Here is a 22,281-nt window from a genome sequence, read left to right on the forward strand (position 1 = left end):
TTACGCCGTCAGCGCCGAGAAAGCCGGTTGAGCCTCGATGAAGCGGCGGTGTACTTCCGCATAGGTCTCCCGGTAGATCCGGTCGATCTCGGCACCATCCATAAAGCCATCCGAGAAGCCGGGCGAAACCGGATCAATGACCGATCGCGCAGCTTCTTCCATATGGGCAAGCAGGCGGCGAGGATCCTCAAGGCCGACCGAGATACGGATCGTGGTCGGCGAGATGCCGGCTTCGGCTTGGGCTTCGCGTGACATCTCCGAATGGCTGGTGAGGCCGGGGCAGAGCGCCAGCGTGTTGGTCTGGCCGAGTGAGACCTGAAGGCCGATAGCGGGCTCGAGGCTGTCAAAGAAGCGTTTGAAGATGTCCGGCTCCAGCGCGGGCTGATCGCCTTTCTTCTCGAAATCGATGGTGAAGAGGCCGGCGGGAAGTTCAAGATATAAATGCTCCTTGAGCTGAGCATGGTTCGGGTGATCTTCCAGCGCTGGGCTGTTCACATTGATGCGCGGATGGGCGTGGAGTGCTTTTGTCAGGGTGATCGTGTTGATCGCCTTGGCGATGACCCGCATCTCGTAGGTCTTAAGGCCCGAGAGTACCTCATAGGCTTTATCGGCATCGAGGAAGGCGCCTTTGATGTAATAGACGTTCCAGAACATGGTGTGATCCCATGTCAGCTCTTCCTCCTCACCCTTCCAGTTGGTGAGGGTCATGCTCTCGCCCTTGGGCATGAACATGCGCTCGCCGCGGCCAATGACGACACCGGCTGTCGTCGCGCCGCCGCCGGTCATTTCCTTTGTGTAGGAATGGATGATGTAGTCCGGGCGCTCGATTTTCGATGGATTGCGCAAGAGCGGCGAAAGGAAAGGTGTGCCGACCGTCGCATCGCAGACGACCGTCCAGCCATGCTCGTGCGCAAGACGCGACATGGCCGGCACGTCGAGCACATTGCCATGCGGGTTACACGGACTTTCGATATAGACATAGATCTTGCGGCCCCGCGCCAGCCGGTCAGCATGTTTGGCTTCTGCTGCTTCTAGCGCTTTCTTGAAGGCGGCCTCATCAAAGCCGTCGAACCATTCGACCGCGACATTGAGGTTTGATTCCTTGCCGAACCAGTCATGCAGAAGCTGGTAGGTCCCACCATAGACATTGCGCGAGGCAAGGATGACATCCTCATAGCCGACAAGATGCGAGAGCAGGCCGTCAATTGCCGCCATGCCCGAATTATAGTTCCAGGCGAGATATTCGGCGCTTTCCGGGCCGCATTCGAGATCGACCACGTGATTGGCGAGCGCAATCGAGGTCGGGTTCATTAGGCGCGAATAGATCTCGTGCAGGAATTCCCGGCCGGTAAAGGCATCCTCCACCCATTCCGTACACGCATAGATATAGGTGGCGGTCCGGGTGATGACGGGGGAGGCGGCAAAGAGCGCCGTCACATTGTCAAAGATCGGATAGGGGCCCTTCGCGGCAAAACCTGCATCATGCGTGACCAGCGACTGATAGGTCGCGCGCATCGGATTTTGTAGCGTGTCGAGAATCTTCGCGAGCTGGAAGCACAGGAATCGCTTGGCATTGAAATAGGCGATGCGGTCAGAGCGGTCGAGATCGCCGATCGTCTCCATGGTCCGCGCCCAAAGCGTGTGGGCATCGAGATTGAGCGAATAAAGCCGGGCTGTGAAATCCTTCAGCGCTTCGCCATAGGCGGTGTTCTCGTCGATTCCGAAATGGGCAAGCTGTTCACTCGCCAGCGCTTCGGGCGTGTCGGCGGACGTTGTGTTGCGCAGCGGGCTCAATTGCCTGATAGGGGTGTTTCCGGTCATGGCATCTTCCTCTGTCCATGCGGTTTTTCTAGGCGGGCCGGGCGCGGCATGGTCGTCTGTCCCGACCGTCATTTTCAGATGGGTTGCAAATAGCGGTAAGCCACCAGCATGAGTTCCACAACATCGAAAATCGGGTCCGCGCGGCCCTTCGGCCGCTTCGAATGGAGTGTGGCCCGACGGTATCTCGGGGCGACCCGCAAGGGCGCCGGGGTCAGCCTCATTTCCATCATCGCCTTTGCCGGGATCATGCTGTCGGTTGCGACGCTGATCGTGGTGATGAGTGTGTTTCAGGGCTTCCGGGTGATGCTGCTCAGCCAGCTCCTCAGCGTCTCGGGACATGTCTATGTCACCGAAGACGGCTTGCCGATGACGGAATATGAGGGACGGGTCGAGGCGCTTTCCGCTGAACCCTATGTCGAGCGCGTGACACCGATCCTGAATGTCGATTCCTATTTCGTGACTGACTGGGGGCAGGCCCCGGCGCGAATCGTCGGGATCGAGCGCGATGACCTTTTTGCGATTGAGGAAGTCTCCTCGCCGCAGAGTCTGCTTGATGGATCGCTTGAGACCTTCGGGCAGGGCCGGAAGGGCGGTGACCAGATCGCCATGGGCTATCGCATCGCCAACCAGCTTGGCGTGCGCGCAGGGGATCCGGTGACGGTGATCACGGCGGGCGGGCAGGAGACGGCATTTGGCCGTCCGCCCACGACGCAAAAGAACTATCAGGTCGCGGCGCGCTTCAGCGTCGGCAATACCTATTACGACAAGCTCTTTGTCTTCATGCCGCTGGAGCAGGCGCAGCTTTTTGCGCGCAAGCCAGGCGAGATTACGGAAATCGAGTTGCGCGTCACTGATCCGCTTGAGATTGACCAGTATATAGAGCGTATCCGGGCGGCGGCCGGGCCGGGGGCGATCATCGATGACTGGCGTCAGCGGAACTCGGACATCTTCAACGCGGTCCAGACCGAGCGCGGCATCATGCGCATCCTGATGCTGATGATTGTGCTGGTTGCGACCATGCTGATCATTTCCGGTCTCGTCATGCTGGTGAAGGACAAGCGCTCGGACATCGCCGTCATGCGGACGATGGGCGCCTCTGAAGGCATGGTCATGCGCATGTTCATGCTGACGGGCGCGACCATCGGGGTGACGGGGGCGGCTGCCGGGGTAGGGCTCGGCGCGCTGATCATCGCCAATCTTGAGCATATCGAGCGGGTGCTCTCGGCACTCTTTGGCTTCCGGCTCTTCAACCCCAATCTTTATTATCTCGACTCGATTCCGGCCGTGTTCGAATGGCGCGAAGTCGGCATCGTCGTTGTCTTCACGCTTGCCATGTCGTTCATTTTCTCCGCCTACCCCGCATGGCGGGCCAGCCGGGTCGATCCGGTGGAGGCGCTGCGTTATGAGTGATCAGCCAGTCCTGAAACTTGAAAATATCGTGCGGTCCTTTGATGACCTCGTCATTCTCGATGGCGCCAATCTTGAGGTCCAGCGGGGTGAGATGATCGCCCTTCTGGGCCCGTCAGGCTCGGGCAAGTCCTCGCTCCTGCATGTCGCGGGGCTGCTGGAGCCGCCGACGGGGGGCCGCGTCTATATCGATGGCGAGGATGTCAGCGATGTGAATGACAAGACGCGGACAGCGCTACGGCGTGACCGCATCGGCTTTGTCTATCAGTTCCATCACCTGCTGCCCGAGTTCAATGCCGAGGCGAATGTCAGCTTCCCCCAGCGGATTGCCGGGGTGCCGCCGGGCAAGGCGGCGGAGCGCTCGCGTGAGCTGCTTACAGGGCTCGGACTTGCGGAACGCATGGATCATCAGCCTGCGCAGCTATCGGGCGGGGAGAAACAGCGGGTCGCGATTGCGCGGGCGCTGGCCAACCGGCCGAGCCTCCTCCTTGCCGATGAGCCGACCGGCAATCTCGATGTCGAAACCTCACGCAAGGTCTTTGATGCCCTGATGAGCATTGTCCGCGGCGAGGGGCTGGCGGCGATCATCGCCACCCATGATCAGGGGCTTGCCTCACATATGGACCGTGTCGTGACGATCAAGAACCGTAAGCTGGTGCCCGGTCTGCTTGAAGTGAGCACGGTTTAACGCCGTTCCACCTTCAGCGGCATCCCGCCTTTGGGGCGCATGGTGATCGCAAGGTAAGGCTCAGGCACAAAGCCCTGCGGCACGGAGAAGCGGACCTGCCGCATCGTCTCGGCCATCATTGCAATCCCTTCCATCAGGGCAAAGCGCATCCCGATACAGACGCGCGGGCCCCCGCCAAAGGGCAGGTACTGATAGCGGTGACGCTCCTTGTCCGTCCCTTGCGCAAATCGGTCGGGCATGAAGCTGTCGGGCTCCTCCCAGAGCAGCTCATGCCGGTGCATCGGATAGACGCCGATGGAGATATGGTCCTTTGCCTTCACATGCATCGAGCCGAGTTTGGCATCGCGCGTGACGCTGCGCGGGATGATCGGCACGGGCGGGAAGAGGCGCATTGATTCCTTGAGCACCGCCTCATGCAGATGGAGCTGCGCGATATGCTCGGCGGTGACCGGCTCGTCGCCTGCAACTGCTGCGACCTCGGCGGCCAACTCATCTTGCAGGCTCTTCGAATGGCCGATCAGGTAGAACGTCCAGGAGAGGGCGACGGCAGTCGTCTCATGCCCGGCGCCAACAAAGGTGAGGGCATTATCGACGAGTTCTGAAGGCGAGAGCCGGTTGCCGGTCTCGGGGTCTTCGGCGGAGATAAGGAGCCCCATGAGGTCGGTCTCATCGGTTTCGTCCGCCTCGAGTCGGGTTTTGACGATTTCCTCGGCAAATCCGCGCAAGCGGCCGATCGCGGCCTGACCCTTGGCATAGCCCGGAATGAAAAAGCGGCGCGGCAGGATCTTGCCGAGGAACGGGAACAGCTCGTGAACCGACAGCCGCCCGATGGTCGACATGAAGAGCGTGATGTCATCGGCAAAGCGGTCCTGCTGATAGCCAATGCGGCTGCCGCCATGCAGCAGTGTGCGCGCGATCACGTCAAAAGTGGCGAGGGTCGTCTCTGGCGCGACATCAATCGTGCTGCCAGCGGATCGGGCGAGGCGGGCCGCCATCTCCCGGCCCGCGGTGGTGAAGGTCGGCACGAGGCTGTTGAGCGCCTGCGCCCGGAAAGCGGGGCTCGCAGCGCGCCTTTGGGGGCGCCAGTCGTCCTTTTCTGCAGTCAGAAGGCCATTCCCGAGGGCGGGGCGTAAGAAGCGCTCGGCATATTCCGAGCGGCCGAAGGTCTCCTGATCCTGGAGAATTTGCTGCGCGAGTTCCGGGTCCATGATCTGTGCGAACAGCTTGGTGCCGGCTCTGGCCGTTACAACCGGCTGACGAAAATAGGTCGGCGAGTACATCGCCATCGGGTTCTGAAGGATGCCGAACATACGCCGGATCGGGCGGGTATTGTCGGGTAAGCCGGCGGGAATGGCGGGGGTCAGGGCCTCCATGGCGTCCTCCAGAATGTTGATTCCACATATAGGGATAGTTGTGGTTAAGTTCAGAGGCTAACCTGATCTGGCTTGCACCTTTCAGTTCTGAAGGGTTACCATATAACTAGTCTCGGGCGGGGGCCCAAAAGGGGGGGCATGGCATGCGGTTACGGGGGATCACCCTCAGCATGATGGCAGCGATAGCGGCTTTGCCCGCTATGGGCGCTGTCTCATCCGCCGCGGCTCAGAACCCGCCGCCCTTTGTTGAATGCCGGAACGAGCTTGATACCTTCCAGAATGGTCGAGACACCGCATTGAGCGGGGTGCCTTGGGCGCAGGCCCAGAATATGGGCACGCCGCTGCGGCGCAAATGCTCTTTGCTCGGATGGTATGAAGGGATGAATGATTTCTGCTCCGAGCGTCTGCAACTGGTTGCCGGCCGGAACCGTCAGCACGGGCTGGAGCTTTGTCTTTACAAAAACACGCGCGCCGCGATGAAAGGCCGCGCTGTCGGCATGGATGCGCTGATAGAAATGATGGGTGCGGTCGATATGGCCTCTCCCGCTGCGCCGCTGGGGCTCGCTGCCGCCAAAAAGAAATATTCTGCGAAGACGGAAGATAGCGGTTCGCTGGCCTATAAGATCGATCAGGAGATCAAAGCGCTCGGGATGGATCCGGCCTGTCCGGCGACGGAGGATGACGCGAACTTCCCGCCGCTGATCGGCTCGTCTGACGAACGCCGCTATGGCGTTCTTTGCCACATGAAAGATATTCGCGCCGCTGCGGAGGCGTCGCTGGGGCAAATGCCATACGCCAAGCTTCATGCAACGCATAAGATCGGGTTCAACTATTCGGAAGCCGAGAACAATCTGCAGATCGAAAAAGCGAATGTCGCGTCGATCCGTGATCTGATCAACCGAAATGAGGCGCAGACATCCGCCCTTTACCGGCAGCGTAACGATACGACGAATGCACGCCGTTATCAGGAACTCACCCGGCAGATCGAAGAACTTGAAAGCCGGGTTGGCGGATTACGCCTCTCGCTTGAAAACGCGGTCGATCGCGAGAATGAGGCGAACCGGAGATACAAGGCCGCTCAACAGGCCTATGAACAGAAACGCGTCGCACTCGAGCGGAGCTGACGCGCAGCGGAAATCCCGGACATGAAAAAGCCCCGCCGAAGCGGGGCTTTTTGTTGTCTCAGGGAAGCTTAGCGGCCGTCCGGGTCGGTCGCATCTTCCAGATCGTCCGCCATATCTTCGGCAGCATCTTCCATCTCGTCGCCGACTTCATCGATGGCATCTTCGAGATCATCCGGTTCGTCATTGCCGCAGGCAGCGAGCGGAAGGGCGAAAAGAGCGGCGAGGGCCGCAAGAGTGATTTTTTTGGACATCGTCGGTTCCTTTCAAGGTTCGCTCATGGTGAACGAGCCAGCTCCGAGATGGTTCCATCTTTCAACCGATCAGTTGAGCCCAGCCTCCGAAACTGCGGTTTCATAGGCTTCTGAGCGTTCGAGCCACAACTCTTCGAGCTCACTCTGGCGTTCAATTGCGCGGGCGCGCATCTGGCCGAGCTTTGCCGCTCGTTCGGCATCGGTCGTGAACAGCGTGGGGTCGGCGAGGGCGGTATCGAGCTTCTCGATTTCGGCGGTCACCTCTTCGAGGCTCTTTTCGGCCTTCCGAACTTCGTCTCGCATGGGTTGGAGCGCTTTTCGCCGTTCAGCAGCGAGGCGGCGGGCCTCGGCCGGATTGACGGCAGGTTTTGTTTCTTCGGGCGGCGGCGTTCTGTCGCCCGAGCTTTTGGCGGCAGCGAGGATACGCGCGCGGTAATCATCGATATCCTCATCGAGCTCACGGACCGAACCGCCATGGACTTCCCACAAGGTGTCGGCGGTCGCTTCCGCCAGGTGCGCATCGTGGGTGATCAGCAGGACTGCGCCCTGATATCGCGCCAGCGCCTCGATCAGCGCATCGCGGCTGTCGATATCAAGGTGGTTGGTCGGCTCGTCGAGGATCATCATATGCGGCCCGTCAAAAGCCATCAGCCCAAAGAGGAGTCGCGCCTTCTCACCGCCCGAAAGGTTCTCGACCTTGGTCTCCGCCTTGTCATGACCGAAGCCGAGCGCGGCTGTCCGTGAGCGGACTTGCGCCTCTGTGCCATCCGGCATCAGCGCGCGGACATGGTTGAGCGGCGTGTCCTTGGGGTTCACCTCATCAAGCTGATGCTGGGCAAAGTAGGCGATCTTGAGTTTCTTGTGATTGCGGACATGTCCATCGAGCGGGGCCAGACGTCCGGCAATCGCCTTGACCAAAGTTGACTTGCCCTCGCCATTGGGGCCGAGGATGCCGATCCGGTCGTCATTGTCGATCCGTATATTGAGGTTTTTGAGAACCACATGATCGCCATAGCCGAGGGTTGCATTCTCCAGCCGCACGATGGGCGGCGCCATCACGGGTTTGGGATCGGGGAACTGGAAGGGGATCGTGCGTTCCTCGATCGGGATGTCGACAGTCTCCAGTTTTTCAAGCGCTTTGATGCGGCTTTGCGCCTGCCGGGCTTTTGATGCCTTGGCGCGGAAGCGTTCGACGAAAGCTTCCATGTGTTTGCGAGCGGCTTCGGTTTTTTGTGCCTGCGCGGCGGCAAGGCGGCGCTGCTCTACGCGCTTGCGGACGAAATTGTCATAATTGCCGGGATGGATGTCGAGCTTGCCATTCTCAAGGCTGAGGATGTGGCTGACCGAACGGTTGAGCAGCTCGCGGTCGTGGCTGATCACCAGTGCCGTATAAGGATATTTCTTGAGATAGCTCTCAAGCCACACTGCGCCCTCAAGGTCGAGATAGTTGGTCGGCTCATCGAGCAGGAGGAGGTCGGGTTTAGCGAACAAGACACCCGCCAAGGCAACGCGCATCCGCCAGCCGCCTGAAAACTCCGCACAGGGCTTTTTCTGCTCCGCCGCGCTGAAGCCGAGCCCGGCGAGGACCGTTGCGGCGCGCGCTTCGGCGGAATGCGCTTCGATATCGGCGAGTCGCGTCTGGATATTGGCGATCTCATGGGGATCGGTCTCGATCTCGGCGCGGGCGAGGAGGGAAGCGCGCTCTTCATCGGCGAGGAGGACAGTGTCGAGCAGGCTGTCCTGCGTTGCCGGCGCTTCTTGTGCGACCCCGCCAATTCGCCGTCCCTGATTGATGGAGACAGAGCCGTCATCAGGACTGATCTCGTCACGGATCAGCCGGAAGAGCGTCGATTTGCCCGTTCCGTTGCGGCCGGTGAAGCCTACGATCCATCCATCGGCGACCATCGCGGTCGCCTGATCGAACAAAACCCGGCCTTCGATCCGGTAGGTGAGGTCATTGATATGCAGCATGGAACGGGGCCGATAGCAGGCCTTGCCCCGCGGTAGAAGACCCCGTCAGGAAAGCGTGCGGGCGAGCATCTGACGGAGTTGCTGGCGCTGGACCGGGGTGAGGTCACCGAAGAAGCCGCGCGCGTGTTCAGGCAGATGCGCCATCGGGTCACCATTCTGCCCGAAGATGTAATGATCGAAGATCTCCCGCCAGGCGAGGCGCTCGGTCTCAGGCATTTCCTTTAAGGTGAGGAGCGCATGATAGAGCGCGAATTTCGGGGTGACGAGATGGTCCGGCCCCTCGCGCCACCAGTAATTGATCATCATACCGATGGGTTCAAGCGACTCAACGTGATGAAACCACATGCTGGGCAGATAAAGCGCGTCACCGGGGCCAAGCTCGCCCAATTGCGCATGTTCCAGCGCCTCGGCGAATTTCGGGAAGCGGGTCAGATCGGGCGCGTGGAAATTGACAAGGCTGATCGCCTGCCCTGCAGGGGTCATCTCCTGTGGCCCGATATAGAGATTGCCGATCTGGTCGGTCGGAAAAAGAGTGAAGCGCCGCCGCCCCGCAATCACGCAAGCTAAATTCTGCGGCAAATCATAATGCGCAGCCGTTCGTGTACGGTTCCCGATCCACATCTGGACCAGCATGTCCTCTTTCGGGTCGTGATAGGGCGAGACAAGCTGTTCCTTGATCGGCGCAAGTCCGCCTTCCAGCCTGACCGCTCCGGCAAAAAATGAGGGCGGGTTTTCCTCCGCCTCGTGATGAAGAAGGAGGTTGACGTAATTCTGCAGGGTCAGCTTGCGCTTCTCGAAATTGAAACCGGAGAAATCATCCCGGTAATTGAAGCGGCCTTTCAGGGATGCATCCCCGAAAAAGGCTTCGATCTCTTGCCCGGGGGCGAGAGCGGCAAGGGCTTTGAGCGCATCGGCGGAGGATGCTTTGGCTGTCTTGACGAGATCCCACCCATCGACGGCTCCGCGAATGATGACGGGTTGATAGTCTTGCGCAATGCCGCCGCGGAAATCCGCAACTTCTTTGGCGTCAATGATCCGTATTGGCTGCACCGGCCCTGATCCTCCTCAAGGCCGGCAAACTGGCATCCGTTCGGGGTGAGCGCAATGCGCCCCGCTCAGATGGCCCAGCCGAAGGGGCCATTATAGGGCTGGCCATTGCTTGAGGCCTGCACCCCGCGAATGCAGCGGACGAGCGTCCAGACCCATATGTAAAGGAGTGCAAGGCCACCGATCAGCAGGCCGACAAATCCGATCAGAATGACCGTGAGGACTGCCGAAACTCCCATGAAAATCCAGATGATGAGACCCATCAGGAAGACACGCCAGAAAATCGCGATCTGGTGATCATAATGGCTGCGGGAAGTCGCATCCGCGCCATCACGCGACAGATAGGCGATAATCACGCCGATAAAGAACGGCACGCCGGTAAAAAGCGCGATGAAATAAAGGGCATAAACCAAAGTCGGTGTGCCCGTGGCGGATGATGTCTGTACCTCGTTCATAAGAAAAACGTAGGAACGGCCCGCCCGGACGACAAGGCCGGGCGGGTATTCCTTGCCTCGCTCAGTCTTCAAACCCGCTGAGTTGGCCGGTAAACCGGGTGCCGTATTCCATCTCTTTCGCCTGATGCGTGCTCCAGAATGGGTCTGGAATCTGCCCGGCAAGATGCGCTTCGAGAATATCGAGATGTGTGTGCCATCCGCCTGAAGCGCCGAGTAGGTCAGATCTCGTCAGAATACCGCTGTGTTTAAGGTCGAGCTGTACCCGGCCGTCCTCCATTTCGCTCAGGCGGATGTCGACATATGTCTCACCGCCATTTCGTTCTGGCCAGGTGAAGGCAAGATGATGGGGCGGGTCAAAGGCTTTGACTTTCCCGTCAAAGGCAGTGCCTTCGTCGCCGCAAGAGCCCTCTGGCGCTTCTTCCTTATGCGGTGTGAGATCGTCGTGATTGAAGCGAAACTCGATTGTGTCGCCCGCCGCTGTGCCGGTTTTGCCCGCAGCCAGCCATTTTGCACGTTTGTCTTCTTCGGTGATGAAGGCCCATACCCGCTCAATGGGCCCCGGCAGAATGCGGGTAAAGCAGAGAGCTTTGTCGTCATTGATATGTCCGTAGCCGGTCATTTTCTCTTCTCCTCATCATCTTCGAACAGGGCTTTTTCAAGATCGTTGAGCCGTGCATTCCAGAACACTGCCTGTTCTGCGAACCAGTCAGCGGCTTCTTCCATGGGATCGGGATTCGCGGAGATGAAATGCGCGCGGCCTTCTTTCCGCCTGCGGATCAGGCCGGCACTCTCCAGCACTTTCACGTGTTTCGAGATTGCATTGAAAGAGACGTCGAAGGGAGAGGCGAGTTCGGTGATCCGGCGCTCGCCGCCTTTGAGGTCTTCGAGCATCGCCCGCCGTGTCGGATCGGCGAGGGCGGCAAGGGTTTTGTCGAGGGACATCAGTAATTCTTTCAACTTGGTGGTTGAGTAACATGAGCGACAAATAAACTCAACCAATAAGTTGAGTAATGGCGGCAGGCCTTGGTGACCACGCCCGACACATGGCAATTTCTATGCTCAGCCGGCATTTCGCCGGGCTTCTCATCCACGGGGATAGATCATGAAGAAACTCAAGAGATCCGTAGGCGTTGCACTCGGCCTTCTGGCAGGTGGGGCGGCCATGGCCGGAACCAGCGCCTCCGCACAGGAATGCTACCTTGGCGAGATCGGCATGTTTGCAGGGAATTTCACGCCCCGGAACTGGCTGCCGGCGGATGGCCGCATGATGGATATTTCCCAGAACACCGCGCTCTTCTCGCTTCTGGGTACGATTTATGGCGGCGATGGCCGCACGACATTCGCGCTGCCGGATCTGCGCGGGCGCAGCCCCGTCGGTTATGGGCAGGGGCCGGGCCTGTCAGATCGCCGGGTGGGCAGCAAGGCAGGGGCCGAAGTGGTCACGCCGCCAAGCGCTTCAATTGAGACAGCTCCCGGCAATGATCCGGTCGTTGTCGGCGGCGCGCCGATCATGACGGCGCCCCCAACGCTTGCAATCGGCTATCAGATATGTGTGGCCGGATATTATCCGAGCCGCAATTAGCCCAAGGGAAAAGCGCGGCCTGCCTTGCTCTTGGGGCAGGCCGTTGTTATGCGCCGCGGAAATTTTTGCTCCCTCCAATAAGGAAAGACCGAACCATGGCGCTGCAACGCACCTTCTCCATCATCAAACCCGACGCCACCCGCCGCAATCTGACCGGCAAGATCATTGAAAAGTTCGAAGAGGGCGGCCTGCGCGTCGTAGCTTCCAAGCGCATTCACATGACCGAAGAGCAGGCCAAGCAGTTCTACGCTGTCCATGCCGAGCGTCCTTTCTATATGGACCTCGTCAACTTCATGATTTCCGGCCCGGTCGTCGTTCAGGTTCTCGAAGGCGAAGACGCCATCGCGAAGAACCGTGAGATCATGGGCGCGACCAACCCGGCCGATGCTGCACCGGGCACGATCCGCAAGGAATTCGCTGAGTCGATCGAAGCCAACTCGGTTCATGGCTCTGACGGCCCGGACACAGCCAAGGAAGAGATCGCGTTCTTCTTCTCTGACGACGAAATCGTCGGCTAAGCGCTCTCCGACACATTTTTCATGAATGCGGAAAAGGCGTCTCTTTTGAGGCGCCTTTTTTCGTTCGTTCAAAAATAAATTAGCAGAAACAGTAAGTTAAAATAGGCACAGAACAAAATACATACGGAATCGGGGCTAAGCTGAGGCGCAGATTCCACGAGAAAACCTTAATGCATGTGATCCCTGTCACATTGATGTCCCGGGAAGCGAACTATCTTTTGATCATCGAAGGGAAGGAGCCCTGACCATGAAAAAGTTTGTTCCTGCCGGCCTCGCCGCCACCGCGCTGCTGATTGGTGCCGCAACGACCGCCAGCCCGATGAAAGGCGCGTTCAACCACGCATTCGGTGTGGCCGCGACTTCTGTGACGGCGACCGACATTGAAACTGACGCCAAGGCGCTCTTCGCCAAGGTCGATATTGACCGCTCGGGCACGCTAGACGCCGATGAGTTCGCCGGCCACGCGCTGGTCCTGGCAGAGCTTGCCCGCTTCAACCGCACGGTGACCATCGAAGGCGAGAGCGAGATGCAGATCCGCCTGCCGGACGGCACACCGGAGGAAGTCAGCCACACAGAGCGCGGCTCGATCGATGCCGTTGCCCGCCGGGCTTTCCATCAGTTCGCCGATAATGGCGAGATGAGTGAAGAGGGCTTCACCGCCTATCGTCTCTCGATGATGGACAAGGCCGATACCAATCGTGACGGCACGCTGAAAAGTCACGAGCTTGAACGCTTTGCCTCCGCCATGGCGCGCCCGGCCCAGCCGCGGGGGTAATTCGTCCGTTCCCTTCAAGGGGATGTGATTGAGCAAGGCGTATCGTTGCCCCACGATGCGCCTTTTTCTTGTGCCTATCCGCCTGGACAACTTTTGCTATAGTGTGATCGTTCGCCCGGGACACGGAAGATGAGGTTGGCTCGGCATGTTTACTGGCACTTACGAGGAATTCTTCGAAGCGCTGCGGCAACGTGAGTCGAGCGGCGATTACAGCGTTATCAGTACAGGCGGTTATCTGGGCGCCTATCAGTTCGGAGAGGCAGCTCTTGTTGATCTGGGCTTTGTCTACAATGACGGCTCGCCTTTCGATAATGACTTCAACGGAACATTCACCGGGAAATATGATGTCTTCAGTGTCGAGGATTTCCTCGACAGCCCATCCGCACAGGACCTGGCGGCCGAGGAATGGTTCTCACTCCTCTGGGCACGGATCCGTTTCAACGACCTCGAATTTTATGATCAGCAAACGCTCAATGGCGTGACCCTGACCAAGTCAGGCATGATCGCGGGCGCTCATCTTCTTGGTGTTGGGGGATTGCGGGATTTTATCCTGTCGGGCGGAACCGATGCAGGAGCCGACGGGAACGGTACCAGCATTACAGAATACCTGACCCTGCTTGGTAATTATGAGACGCCGTCATCCTTCCTCAATAATCTTGATAAGGATAATGAGATAGCGGGCGGTACCGGCGAGGATAACCTCAACGGGTTTGCGGGTAATGATGAGCTGAGCGGTGACGCCGGTGATGACATTCTCGATGGCGGGAGCGGTGACGACATACTTCTCCCCGGTGATGGCGATGATCTGGTCCGTGGCGGCGACGGCAATGACGAAATCATGCTCTTCACCATCGGTGCGGATACGATCGAAGGCGGTGACGGTGCAGACAGTGTCACCACGGATGAATTCTTCCTGCCACAGATCTTTATCTCAAACGAAGCCGACCCATCCGAAGAGGTCATTCTGACCTATACGACGCAAGGTGGAAAGATTGAGGCAACTTTCCGTTCGATTGAAAAATTCCTGTTTCGGCATGAGCCCGGTTTTGCAACCGTGCCGACAAGCGCCTTGCTCCTTGGTGGTGACGAGGCAGATATCTGGGATGCGCGCGAATTCGCCGAGCGGAGAATTCTTCTCTATGGCGGCGATGGGGATGATGAAGTCACTGTCAGCCCAAATCAGCTGGGGACGTTCAATGGCGGGGGCGGCCATGATTTCCTTCACATTATTTCCAGCCAGCTTTTTGGCGGGTTACGCGACAACACCAATGATCCTGCGTCCGTCCTCTTTGAGACGTCACTTGGCGGCTTTCTTCAGATTAATGAATTCGAGCGGATACTGATCGATTATACCGGTGCGGCGGCGATGCAATCTCCCGACTATCTTTTGCTGCGCGGCACATCTGGTGATGATGTGATTGATGGATCGTCCGAAATTCTCGGCTTTTCAATGGTGCTCGGTGATGGCGATGATGTGGGGACTGGTGCTGACGGGGATGAAAGTTTCGATGGGGGATTTGGCAACGACACCATTCTGGCCGGCGGCGGCGATGATGTCATCTATGAGCGTGTTGGCGATGTGAATGTCCTCAATGGCGGGGAAGGACAGGATCACCTCGTTCTGGAAGGACAGTATACGGATCTCGGTTTAGATATCACGATAAGCGATGGGTTGGTCATCTGGAGCGATGAATTGCCGCCCATCGCCTTCGAAAACATCGAGACCCTGTCGATCAGCGCAAGTGGTGATACAGGCAGTCATGATGTCCTTAGTGCCATCGGCAGCAGCTTGCGAATTCTCGCAGAGCTTGGCGAGGGCGACGACACTCTCTTGGGCGGGCAAGGAGAAGACCGCTTTTTTGGCGATGATGGGGATGACGTCCTTCACGGCAATGAAGGGGATGATCTGCTCGTTGGCGATGACGGCAATGACGTGATCATTGGCGGCGAGGGGAATGACTATATTATCGGCAGTGACGGGAATGATTATCTCGTCGGTGATTAGGCTCGATTGCGTGCCGATGCATGTCAAAGGTCAGTACAAATAGCATCACGAGATTGTTGCGGATCGGCAACAGCACGAAGTAAAGCCAGATTTTCTTTGTCCGAATTCTGGACAACGGCAGAAAGAGTATCCATCTGCTCTCGCGTTCACTTGTCGTATGGTTGGGGCTCCTGAGACCCCGCCGGTGCAGCCCGTCTCGGACCCTGCGTTCCACGGCAATGAATGCCAAGACCATAGCCAAATCGGAAAAGGCACTCGTCCTGAGGGCGAGAGATTGGGGGTTCGAGTCCTCCTGGTTTTACATGGATAGCTCAAGGGTAGAGCACTAGACTCATAATCTAGGTGTTGCGGGTTCGATCCCCGCTCCAAAATTGGCCTGTCACGCCAACTTCCTGATGGGGAGGCGGGGGCCGTTCCGCCGAAGAGGGCGGCAAAGCGGGAAGACGGCCTTTAGGGCCTGAAATCTGCGGCGCCATTCTCTGAAGCACCTTTCTGCCCGCCCTGTATGGGTGCGGCGGCCATGGCGATGCGCCACAGGCATTCGTCTTCCAGAGATTGGTCATGCGGCCTTTCTGTCTGTGGACGAATAAATGAGGCGAGAAGCGATCGGCCTATGCGCTCATCCGCGCGGCAGACAGGCAAACGGTCCCCGCCAAACCTGTCTCTCTTCTCTCAAGCGGTAAAAATGACACAGTCTCTCCGTGTCGTGAAACTTTCATATGAAATTAGATTGCAATGTAGAAATCATCCGACTACGTGCCCTGTCCCGCCGGGGCATAGGGCTCTGGTTTATTGAGAGGAGGGCTTCACGATGTTGTTTAAAAGCGTTGTGGTTGCCGAAAACCAGCGCGGCCTCCTCATCCGGGATGGCCGCCTTCTGAATGTTCTTGAACCGGGCAGATATCGCTTCTGGGATATCGCCGGACGAATGACATGCGAGCTTTTTGACGCGCGCGGACAATTCACAAGTCCGTGGGCTGATCTGATGGAAAAGCGCCACCCGGAACTGGCAGGCCGGGTGCTCGAGACCGTGCGCGTTCGCGAAGGCGAGGTGGCTGTCGTCAAACTTGACGGCCGTCCGTCGATGGTCGTTCATCCGGGCCAGACAGTTCATTTCTGGAAAGGTCTTGATACGGTCGAGGTGACTCGTATCGACGTCGAGGCCAATCCGATGCTGACAAAGGCGGAACTGACGGCATACGAAAAAGCGGTCATGCCGACCCGGGTTTCCGGCAAAGCGATCGCGACCGTGTCCGTCGGGGCGTCCGAAGTCGGGCTCGTCTTCTTTGACGGCGAGCTGGCCGAGACGCTCGGTCCGGGCCGTTACGGTTTCTGGCAGGTTGGCCGGCATGTCTCGGCACGGACTGTCGATACCCGCTCGGTCCCGCTCGAAGTCACGGCGCAGGAGATCCTGACGAAAGACAGGGTTTCCCTGCGTGTCACCCTCACGGCGTTCGTTCGTGTACGGGAAGCAGCGAAAGCTGTTCTTTCCGTGCCGGACTATAACGCACACGTCTACAAGCTCGTCCAGTTCGCCGTGCGCGAAGCTGTTGGCGGGCGGACCCTCGACGAGGTGCTGAACGACCGTGAGAAAGTTGACGCCGAGATCGGGGCCCATGTGACCCGCGAGCTTGGCGACATCGGGGTCGATATCGCTGAACTCGGCATCAAGGACGTGATCCTGCCGGGGGAAATGCGGGCCCTGATCAACAAAGTGGTCGAAGCGGAAAAAACCGCTCAGGCCAATGTCATCCGGCGCCGAGAAGAAGTGGCGGCCACGCGGTCGCTTCTGAACACGGCAAGGCTGATGGAGGACAACCCGACGCTTCTGCGGCTCAAAGAGCTCGAAGCGCTGGAACGTGTGACCGAGAAAATCGGCCGCATGGATGTTCATACGGGCGGTGATGGCCTTAACGCCATTGTCGACCGGCTGGTCTCGCTTTCCCCGCGGGGAGAGGCGGAGGCCCGCTGACTTCAAAGGCTGTCACCAATCCGCGCGATGCGGGGCGGTGGCAGCCTTTTTTTGTTGGAAGCAATGAAAACCCGCCGCGTGAAAGTCAGCCTAGAGCGACGTGTCGGTCTCGGTATCCTCGACCTCGTCAAGATCATCCATGTCGGCTTCATCCGTTTCCGGAAGGATATCTTCGTGCTCTTCGACGGTGTCGCTGGCGTCGGTCATGCGGGTGAGAGCGCTTTCATCCCCGTCACAATTGAGAAGGCCATTCAGCACATAGCTGCCGACGCGGGAGCCGAGCCCGTCACTGCCGGCAGCGCCATAGGTGTGGAAGATCCGCATGGTATATTCATCATGCCCGCAAAGCTCCTCGGCCCGGCGTTCCCACAGCTCCATCGGCTCAGAGACCGCAACCGACCGTGAGCGGACGGCCGCAACCACGCTCAGCTCATAGGTGCCGTCCGGCCGCTGGGTTTCGAAATAGCCGGTCTTTGGCTGATCGGCGGATTCTCTAGGCCGGTACTGGCTTTCCATGGAGTAACAGCCAGAGAGTAGGACGAAGGTTGAGAGCGCGATGGTCCCTCTGGTGAAAGTCATGTGACGCATACTCAGCCCCCTATCGTTTCAGCGCGCGGCGCTTAGTTCTTTTTCTTCTTGGCTTTGCGAGCCTCTTTATGAAGCTCGTAGAGCCTATCCTCGGCTTCTTCCGTGACGGCCTGTGCATTCCCGAATGTCACCGTGCCGACGTAATTGCCGGGAGTTGAGACGTAGGAACCGGCATTAACAACGCCGCCTGCACGCGTGATGGTGCGGAAATCTTCCAGCTCTTCGACAATGACGTCTTCGTCTTCGATGCTCGGGATCGATGTGTCGTTCATGTCGATGATGATATAGCGGGCGATGAAATCATGTGCCTTGGCAAGCTCCCGGTACAGAAATTCGCCGTCATTCTCGGTCCATTTCTTGGCCGTGAAGATCGAAGCTTCGCCGTTCGACAGTTTGTCGTCCTTGGCGTTCTCAAGATCCCGCGTCAGTTTCTTGAAGGCAACGCCGTCAGTCGGGAGCTGGCCATCTTCATCGCGGTAGGAAGCCTTCACAATCTCGACAAGTTCCGCCTTCATTTCATCCGTCAGAGGAGGAATTTCCTGCTGATCGGAGATGTAGGCGAAGATGTTCTTGTAGAGAGGGCCTTCCTCTTCGCTTTTCGGCACAGAGCCTTCGAATGTGAACGGCGTGACGTATGGGATCTCCTTGTTCTCATAGGAGACATTGGCAATGACTTTCAGCGTCGTTGCATCCTCGGAGAGGATATAATCCGTCGTGACGCTGATGCTGTCATCGATTGGGTCGCTGTGCAGCACTTTCTGGATTGAGCTGACCTCACCGTAATTGACGGTGGTGGTCATTTCATCAGTTTCCTTCGCCTTGACGATAGCGGCGGTCAGCATACGGTCGAGTACTTCGGGTTCGATGACGGTTGCGATTTCATCGGAGATCGCTCTTGCGCGTGAGGCGGGACCTGCATTGGCAATGCCGTCCATGGTCGCACTGACGAGCGCGCCGATGAGCCCGTATTGTGCGCTGGTGGCGGAACTGTCCTGCTGGAACCATCCGGCTTTCACGCCCTGGACGTTCTCGCTGGTGACGACATTCGTCGTTGCAAGCTGTTGAAGATGGTCTTCTGACAGCGGCCGTTTTGCCGGCAGCGGTGTCGTCGAGCATGCAGCCACGAGCAATGCGCCGCTAAGCGCAAGATATTTGGTCATAGGAGAGTCCCCAGTTTAGTGCCCACATTACTTATAGCCGCAAATAGTGCGACCGGCAACTTTCAATTGAGCGGGAAATTAGCCCCGCGTCAGGGCATAAAGACTGATAGAGGCGGCGCTGGCGACATTGAGGCTTTCGACATCAGGCGCGATCGGGATCGACACCAGTGTCTCGCACGTCTCGCGGACGAGTTCGCGCAGGCCCTTACCCTCCGCCCCCAGAACAAGAGCGACCGGATGGTCGCTTTTAAAGTCAGGCAGGGAAGTCGCGCCTTCGCCTGCCAGCCCTGCGGTGTGAAAGCCGAGCTCCTGAAGACGGCTCAGGCTGCGAGCAATGTTCACGACACTGACGAAGGGAACGGTTTCGACTGCGCCGACCGCGGCCTTGGCCAGCGCGCCCGAGAGCGGCGGGGTCCTCCGGTCCTGCGCAATGATGGCTTGTGCGCCAAAGGCGGCGGCGGCACGGAAGATGGCGCCGATATTCTGGGGGTCGGTGACCTGGTCGAGAATGACGACGGGGCCGGGCTTGGCCGGATCGCAAACGTCATCGAGCTTGTAATCGGGCAGGGGAGCAACCTTGACGGCGAGCCCCTGATGAACGGCCCCTGCGGGCAGCGAATCATCGAGCAGTTTCGGGGTCACAGGCTCGATCCCGATCTCAAGCCCGTGATCCTTCAGCCAGTCGAGCGCATTCTTTGTTGCGAGCAGCTTGTGCTGATGACGAGTCCGGTTCGTCAGGACTGCCGCCACGGCATGACGGCCATAGATCCAGACGGGACCATCCCGGTCGGGCTTTGAAGGGGGGCGTTTGGCAGGGGGACGCGGCATCGGGCGCCTTTAGTCGAGAGGCGGGGCGCCTGTCATCCTCGAAACGCGATTTGATTTTGCGCAATCATATCGCTCGCAAGAGTTCCTATATCTGGAAGAGGCCACAGAAACTGGAGCGTCACATGACCGATCTCTCTGCCAGGAAAGCGCAACTCGAAGCCCGTCTCGCTGAGCTTGAGAGCCGGCTCCACAAGATCGATTCCGATCTCGACGCGCCGGTCAGCAAGAACTGGGACGAGGCCGCGATCGAGCGGGAAAATGACGAAGTGCGTGAGGAAATCGGCCATGAGGGGCTGAAAGAGGTGCGCGCGATCCGGGCGGCGCTGACACGCATTGAGGACGGCACTTACGGCGAATGCATTGATTGCGGCGAGGAAATTTCGCCTGAGCGGCTCGAGGCGGTGCCCTATGCCGCGCTCTGCCGGAAATGCGCCGCCTGAACGCTGGGCAAATTCTCTCTTAAAAGCGGTTGCAGCTCTCCCGCCCTTTGATTATACGCGCGGTTCGCTCACTGAGCCCGATGGAGGGGTGGGAGAGTGGTTAAATCCAGCAGACTGTAAATCTGCCCGCTTCGGCGTACGCTGGTTCGAATCCAGCCCCCTCCACCAGCCTTCGCCCTCATCGGGCTACGGCTTGGCAGGCCAGCCAGGAAATGAGTTCCGGCTCGAAGCGTATTATCCATTAGTGTGGGCGAAGGCTGCCACGTCGAAGTCGCTCTGCGACGAAGACGGGCTGGATGAGAAGCGCTAGCTTCTTGCTCATGAAATATGTCTACATCTTGGAAAGCCTGTCTGACCCTGATCGCCATTATGTCGGTCTGACCGACGACCTTCGTGACAGGCTTGAAAAGCATAACAATGGCGTTGTGTCTTCGACCGCTCGGCACAGGCCTTGGCGTATACAAACTTATCTTGCTTTTTCGGATACACAGCGAGCTATCGAGTTTGAGAAATATCTCAAGAGCGGTTCCGGGCGAGCATTCGCGAAGAAACGACTTTAGATTTTTCAATCGCCCTCATCGGGCTTCGGCTTGGCAGACCAGCCCAAAACCGATTTTCAAGCTTTAAGACGAATGTGCCATTGGCGCGGGCGAAGGCTGCCACGTCGAAGTCGCCCCAGCGACGAAGACGGGCTGGATGAACCTTTCCGACTCACAACTCCAGCCTGCCCTGCGGAGATGTACCTTCGCGAAGTCTCAGACCTCAAACGTCACGCCCTGCGCGAGGGGCAGGTCGGCCGAGTAATTGATGGTGTTGGTCGCGCGGCGCATATAGGCCTTCCACGCATCCGAGCCTGACTCGCGGCCACCGCCGGTTTCCTTCTCTCCACCAAAGGCACCGCCAATCTCCGCGCCGGACGTGCCGATGTTCACATTGGCGATTCCGCAATCTGAACCTGCCGCGGAGAGGAACTGCTCCGCCTCCCGCATATTCATGGTAAAGATGGAAGAGGAGAGCCCGGCGCCGACATCGTTCTGCAGCGCGATCGCCTCATCAAGATCGCTATAGCGCATGACATAAAGGATCGGTGCGAAGGTTTCCTCCCGGACGATTCCCTCATGCGCGGGCATTTCGGCAAGGGCGGGCCGGGCATAATAGGCGCCGGATGCGCCCGTCTCGAACCGCTCCCCGCCATGGACCTTGCCGCCCTGGCTGCGCGCGCGTTCAAGCGCATATTGCATATTCTCGAATGAGCCTGCGTCGATCAGCGGGCCGATCAGGGTTTTCTCCTCACGCGGATCTCCGATGGGTACGCTGCTGTAAGCGGCAATCAGCTTCGGCATGAAATCATCATAGAGGCTGTCATGCAGGAAGAGCCGCCGCATCGTCGTGCAACGCTGGCCCGCCGTGCCGGTTGCGGAGAAAAGAACCCCCCGCAAAGTAAGGTCGAGATCGGCTGTCGGGCAGACGATCGCCGCATTGTTCCCTCCAAGCTCCAAAATCGGGCGGGCAAAACGCGCGGCAAGGCGCGGGCCGACTTCACGGCCCATACGGGTCGAGCCGGTCGCAGAAAGGACGGGTACGTCCTTGTGGTCGACGAGCTTCTCGCCAATTTCACGGGCCCCGATGAGAACGGCATGAAGCCCGTCCGGCACGTCACCGAATTTCTTCGCCGCGCGTTCGAAGATCGCATTGCAGGCAAGTGCCGTCAGTGGCGTTTTCTCGGAAGGCTTCCAGACAACCGCATTGCCGCAGACAAGGGCGAGGGCCGCGTTCCAGCTCCACACCGCAACGGGAAAGTTGAAAGCGGAGATGATGCCGACGACACCGGCCGGGTGCCAGCTTTCCATCATTCTGTGCCCGGCGCGTTCGGACGCAATCGTCAGACCGTAAAGCTGGCGCGAGAGGCCAACCGCGAAGTCGCAGATATCGATCATCTCCTGGACTTCACCGAGGCCCTCGGAGGTCACCTTACCGGCTTCCAGGGTCACCAGGCGGCCAAGCTCTGCCTTGCTGGCGCGCAGCTCTTCACCGAGCAGGCGGACGAATTCGCCGCGCCGGGGGGCGGGCACGCTGCGCCATTTCAGGAACGCGTCGCGGGCGCGGGCGACGGCGGCATCCACATCGCCTTGCGTATGAACTTCGGCAATCACTTCGCCCGTAATCGGAGAGGTGACGGAGAGATCGCCGCTGTTGAACTGCGCGGCGGGCACGCCGATTTTCTCAAGCAGTTCTGTTGTTTCGTCCCTGACATCGCGCATTATCTGTTCTCCGTT

At 58.8% G+C, this 22,281-nt stretch carries 22 protein-coding genes and 1 tRNA gene; 11 read left to right on the forward strand and 12 right to left on the reverse strand.

The annotated features are described in order from the left end of the window. Positions 1–1,821 carry a trans-sulfuration enzyme family protein gene (locus DX908_RS15420; RefSeq protein WP_116393378.1) on the reverse strand — a complete coding sequence of 607 codons (1,821 nt, stop codon included), beginning with the start codon at positions 1,819–1,821 and terminating at the stop codon, positions 1–3. A gap of 108 nt (positions 1,822–1,929) precedes the next feature. On the opposite strand from DX908_RS15420, the gene DX908_RS15425 reads away from it, so the two are divergent. Both DX908_RS15425 and DX908_RS15430 read left to right on the forward strand, forming a co-directional pair. Next, positions 1,930–3,231, forward strand: coding sequence for a lipoprotein-releasing ABC transporter permease subunit (locus DX908_RS15425; RefSeq protein ID WP_116393379.1), 1,302 nt, complete (start codon positions 1,930–1,932; stop codon positions 3,229–3,231). Beyond that, entirely contained in the window at positions 3,224–3,916 is a 693-nt protein-coding gene (locus DX908_RS15430) for an ABC transporter ATP-binding protein (RefSeq protein ID WP_116393380.1), read from the forward strand. The genes DX908_RS15425 and DX908_RS15430 overlap by 8 nt, the downstream gene beginning before the upstream one ends. Here DX908_RS15430 and DX908_RS15435 read toward each other — a convergent pair. After that, the gene (locus DX908_RS15435; protein ID WP_116393381.1) at positions 3,913–5,289 is read right to left on the reverse strand and encodes a cytochrome P450; all 1,377 of its coding nucleotides are present in this window, start codon (positions 5,287–5,289) and stop codon (positions 3,913–3,915) included. The genes DX908_RS15430 and DX908_RS15435 overlap by 4 nt on opposite strands. Before the next feature lie 143 nt (positions 5,290–5,432). Here DX908_RS15435 and DX908_RS15440 point away from each other — a divergent pair, with 143 nt between their 5' ends. After that, on the forward strand, positions 5,433–6,413 hold the full coding sequence (locus tag DX908_RS15440) for a hypothetical protein (RefSeq protein ID WP_147303834.1): 981 nt from the start codon (positions 5,433–5,435) through the stop codon (positions 6,411–6,413). A gap of 68 nt (positions 6,414–6,481) precedes the next feature. Here DX908_RS15440 and DX908_RS15445 read toward each other — a convergent pair whose 3' ends face one another. The 6 genes from DX908_RS15445 to DX908_RS15470 all read right to left on the reverse strand — a co-directional run bounded on the left by DX908_RS15445 (position 6,482) and on the right by DX908_RS15470 (position 11,079). Then, the gene (locus tag DX908_RS15445; protein WP_116393383.1) at positions 6,482–6,664 is read right to left on the reverse strand and encodes a hypothetical protein; all 183 of its coding nucleotides are present in this window, start codon (positions 6,662–6,664) and stop codon (positions 6,482–6,484) included. Positions 6,665–6,733: 69 nt separating this feature from the next. After that, positions 6,734–8,635, reverse strand: coding sequence for an ABC-F family ATP-binding cassette domain-containing protein (locus DX908_RS15450; protein WP_116393384.1), 1,902 nt, complete (start codon positions 8,633–8,635; stop codon positions 6,734–6,736). 45 nt (positions 8,636–8,680) lie between these two features. Next, a complete protein-coding gene (locus DX908_RS15455) occupies positions 8,681–9,685 on the reverse strand; it encodes a cupin-like domain-containing protein (protein ID WP_116393385.1) in 1,005 nt (334 codons plus the stop codon). A 65-nt stretch (positions 9,686–9,750) separates the two neighbouring features. Then, positions 9,751–10,137 carry a DUF4870 family protein gene (locus DX908_RS15460; protein ID WP_116393494.1) on the reverse strand — a complete coding sequence of 129 codons (387 nt, stop codon included), beginning with the start codon at positions 10,135–10,137 and terminating at the stop codon, positions 9,751–9,753. Between the two features lie 61 nt (positions 10,138–10,198). Beyond that, positions 10,199–10,756, reverse strand: coding sequence for an SRPBCC family protein (locus DX908_RS15465; protein ID WP_116393386.1), 558 nt, complete (start codon positions 10,754–10,756; stop codon positions 10,199–10,201). After that, a complete protein-coding gene (locus tag DX908_RS15470; protein ID WP_116393387.1) occupies positions 10,753–11,079 on the reverse strand; it encodes an ArsR/SmtB family transcription factor in 327 nt (108 codons plus the stop codon). Before DX908_RS15470 ends, DX908_RS15465 begins: the two co-directional genes overlap by 4 nt. A gap of 160 nt (positions 11,080–11,239) precedes the next feature. On the opposite strand from DX908_RS15470, the gene DX908_RS16905 reads away from it, so the two are divergent. From DX908_RS16905 to DX908_RS15505, 5 genes are all read left to right on the forward strand, one after another. Further along, on the forward strand, positions 11,240–11,719 hold the full coding sequence (locus DX908_RS16905; protein ID WP_199564778.1) for a phage tail protein: 480 nt from the start codon (positions 11,240–11,242) through the stop codon (positions 11,717–11,719). A gap of 95 nt (positions 11,720–11,814) precedes the next feature. Next, entirely contained in the window at positions 11,815–12,237 is a 423-nt protein-coding gene (gene ndk / locus DX908_RS15480) for a nucleoside-diphosphate kinase (RefSeq protein ID WP_116393388.1), read from the forward strand. A gap of 247 nt (positions 12,238–12,484) precedes the next feature. Next, a complete protein-coding gene (locus DX908_RS15485; RefSeq protein ID WP_116393389.1) occupies positions 12,485–13,012 on the forward strand; it encodes a penta-EF hand family protein in 528 nt (175 codons plus the stop codon). 145 nt (positions 13,013–13,157) lie between these two features. After that, a complete protein-coding gene (locus DX908_RS15490) occupies positions 13,158–15,017 on the forward strand; it encodes a calcium-binding protein (RefSeq protein WP_116393390.1) in 1,860 nt (619 codons plus the stop codon). 811 nt (positions 15,018–15,828) lie between these two features. Next, a complete protein-coding gene (locus DX908_RS15505; RefSeq protein ID WP_116393391.1) occupies positions 15,829–16,989 on the forward strand; it encodes a slipin family protein in 1,161 nt (386 codons plus the stop codon). Positions 16,990–17,079: 90 nt separating this feature from the next. Here DX908_RS15505 and DX908_RS15510 read toward each other — a convergent pair whose 3' ends face one another. The 3 genes from DX908_RS15510 to rlmB all read right to left on the reverse strand — a co-directional run bounded on the left by DX908_RS15510 (position 17,080) and on the right by rlmB (position 19,565). Beyond that, positions 17,080–17,577, reverse strand: coding sequence for a hypothetical protein (locus tag DX908_RS15510; RefSeq protein ID WP_116393392.1), 498 nt, complete (start codon positions 17,575–17,577; stop codon positions 17,080–17,082). A 32-nt stretch (positions 17,578–17,609) separates the two neighbouring features. Then, positions 17,610–18,737 (reverse strand): hypothetical protein, encoded by a 1,128-nt coding sequence (locus DX908_RS15515; RefSeq protein ID WP_116393393.1) that lies wholly within the window; start codon positions 18,735–18,737, stop codon positions 17,610–17,612. Between the two features lie 78 nt (positions 18,738–18,815). Next, the gene (gene rlmB / locus DX908_RS15520; RefSeq protein WP_116393394.1) at positions 18,816–19,565 is read right to left on the reverse strand and encodes a 23S rRNA (guanosine(2251)-2'-O)-methyltransferase RlmB; all 750 of its coding nucleotides are present in this window, start codon (positions 19,563–19,565) and stop codon (positions 18,816–18,818) included. A 122-nt stretch (positions 19,566–19,687) separates the two neighbouring features. Between rlmB and DX908_RS15525 the strand changes: the two genes are divergently transcribed. From DX908_RS15525 to DX908_RS16840, 3 genes are all read left to right on the forward strand, one after another. Further along, positions 19,688–20,005 carry a TraR/DksA family transcriptional regulator gene (locus tag DX908_RS15525; protein WP_116393395.1) on the forward strand — a complete coding sequence of 106 codons (318 nt, stop codon included), beginning with the start codon at positions 19,688–19,690 and terminating at the stop codon, positions 20,003–20,005. Between the two features lie 82 nt (positions 20,006–20,087). Then, a tRNA-Tyr gene (locus DX908_RS15530) sits at positions 20,088–20,173 on the forward strand. 152 nt (positions 20,174–20,325) lie between these two features. Continuing rightward, entirely contained in the window at positions 20,326–20,565 is a 240-nt protein-coding gene (locus tag DX908_RS16840) for a GIY-YIG nuclease family protein (protein WP_116393396.1), read from the forward strand. Between the two features lie 195 nt (positions 20,566–20,760). Here DX908_RS16840 and amaB read toward each other — a convergent pair whose 3' ends face one another. After that, the gene (gene amaB, locus DX908_RS15540; protein WP_116393397.1) at positions 20,761–22,266 is read right to left on the reverse strand and encodes an L-piperidine-6-carboxylate dehydrogenase; all 1,506 of its coding nucleotides are present in this window, start codon (positions 22,264–22,266) and stop codon (positions 20,761–20,763) included. Between the last annotated feature and the right edge of the window lie 15 nt (positions 22,267–22,281).

The organism is Parvularcula marina, assembly GCF_003399445.1.
GTDB classification, from domain to species: Bacteria; Pseudomonadota; Alphaproteobacteria; order Caulobacterales; family Parvularculaceae; genus Parvularcula; species Parvularcula marina.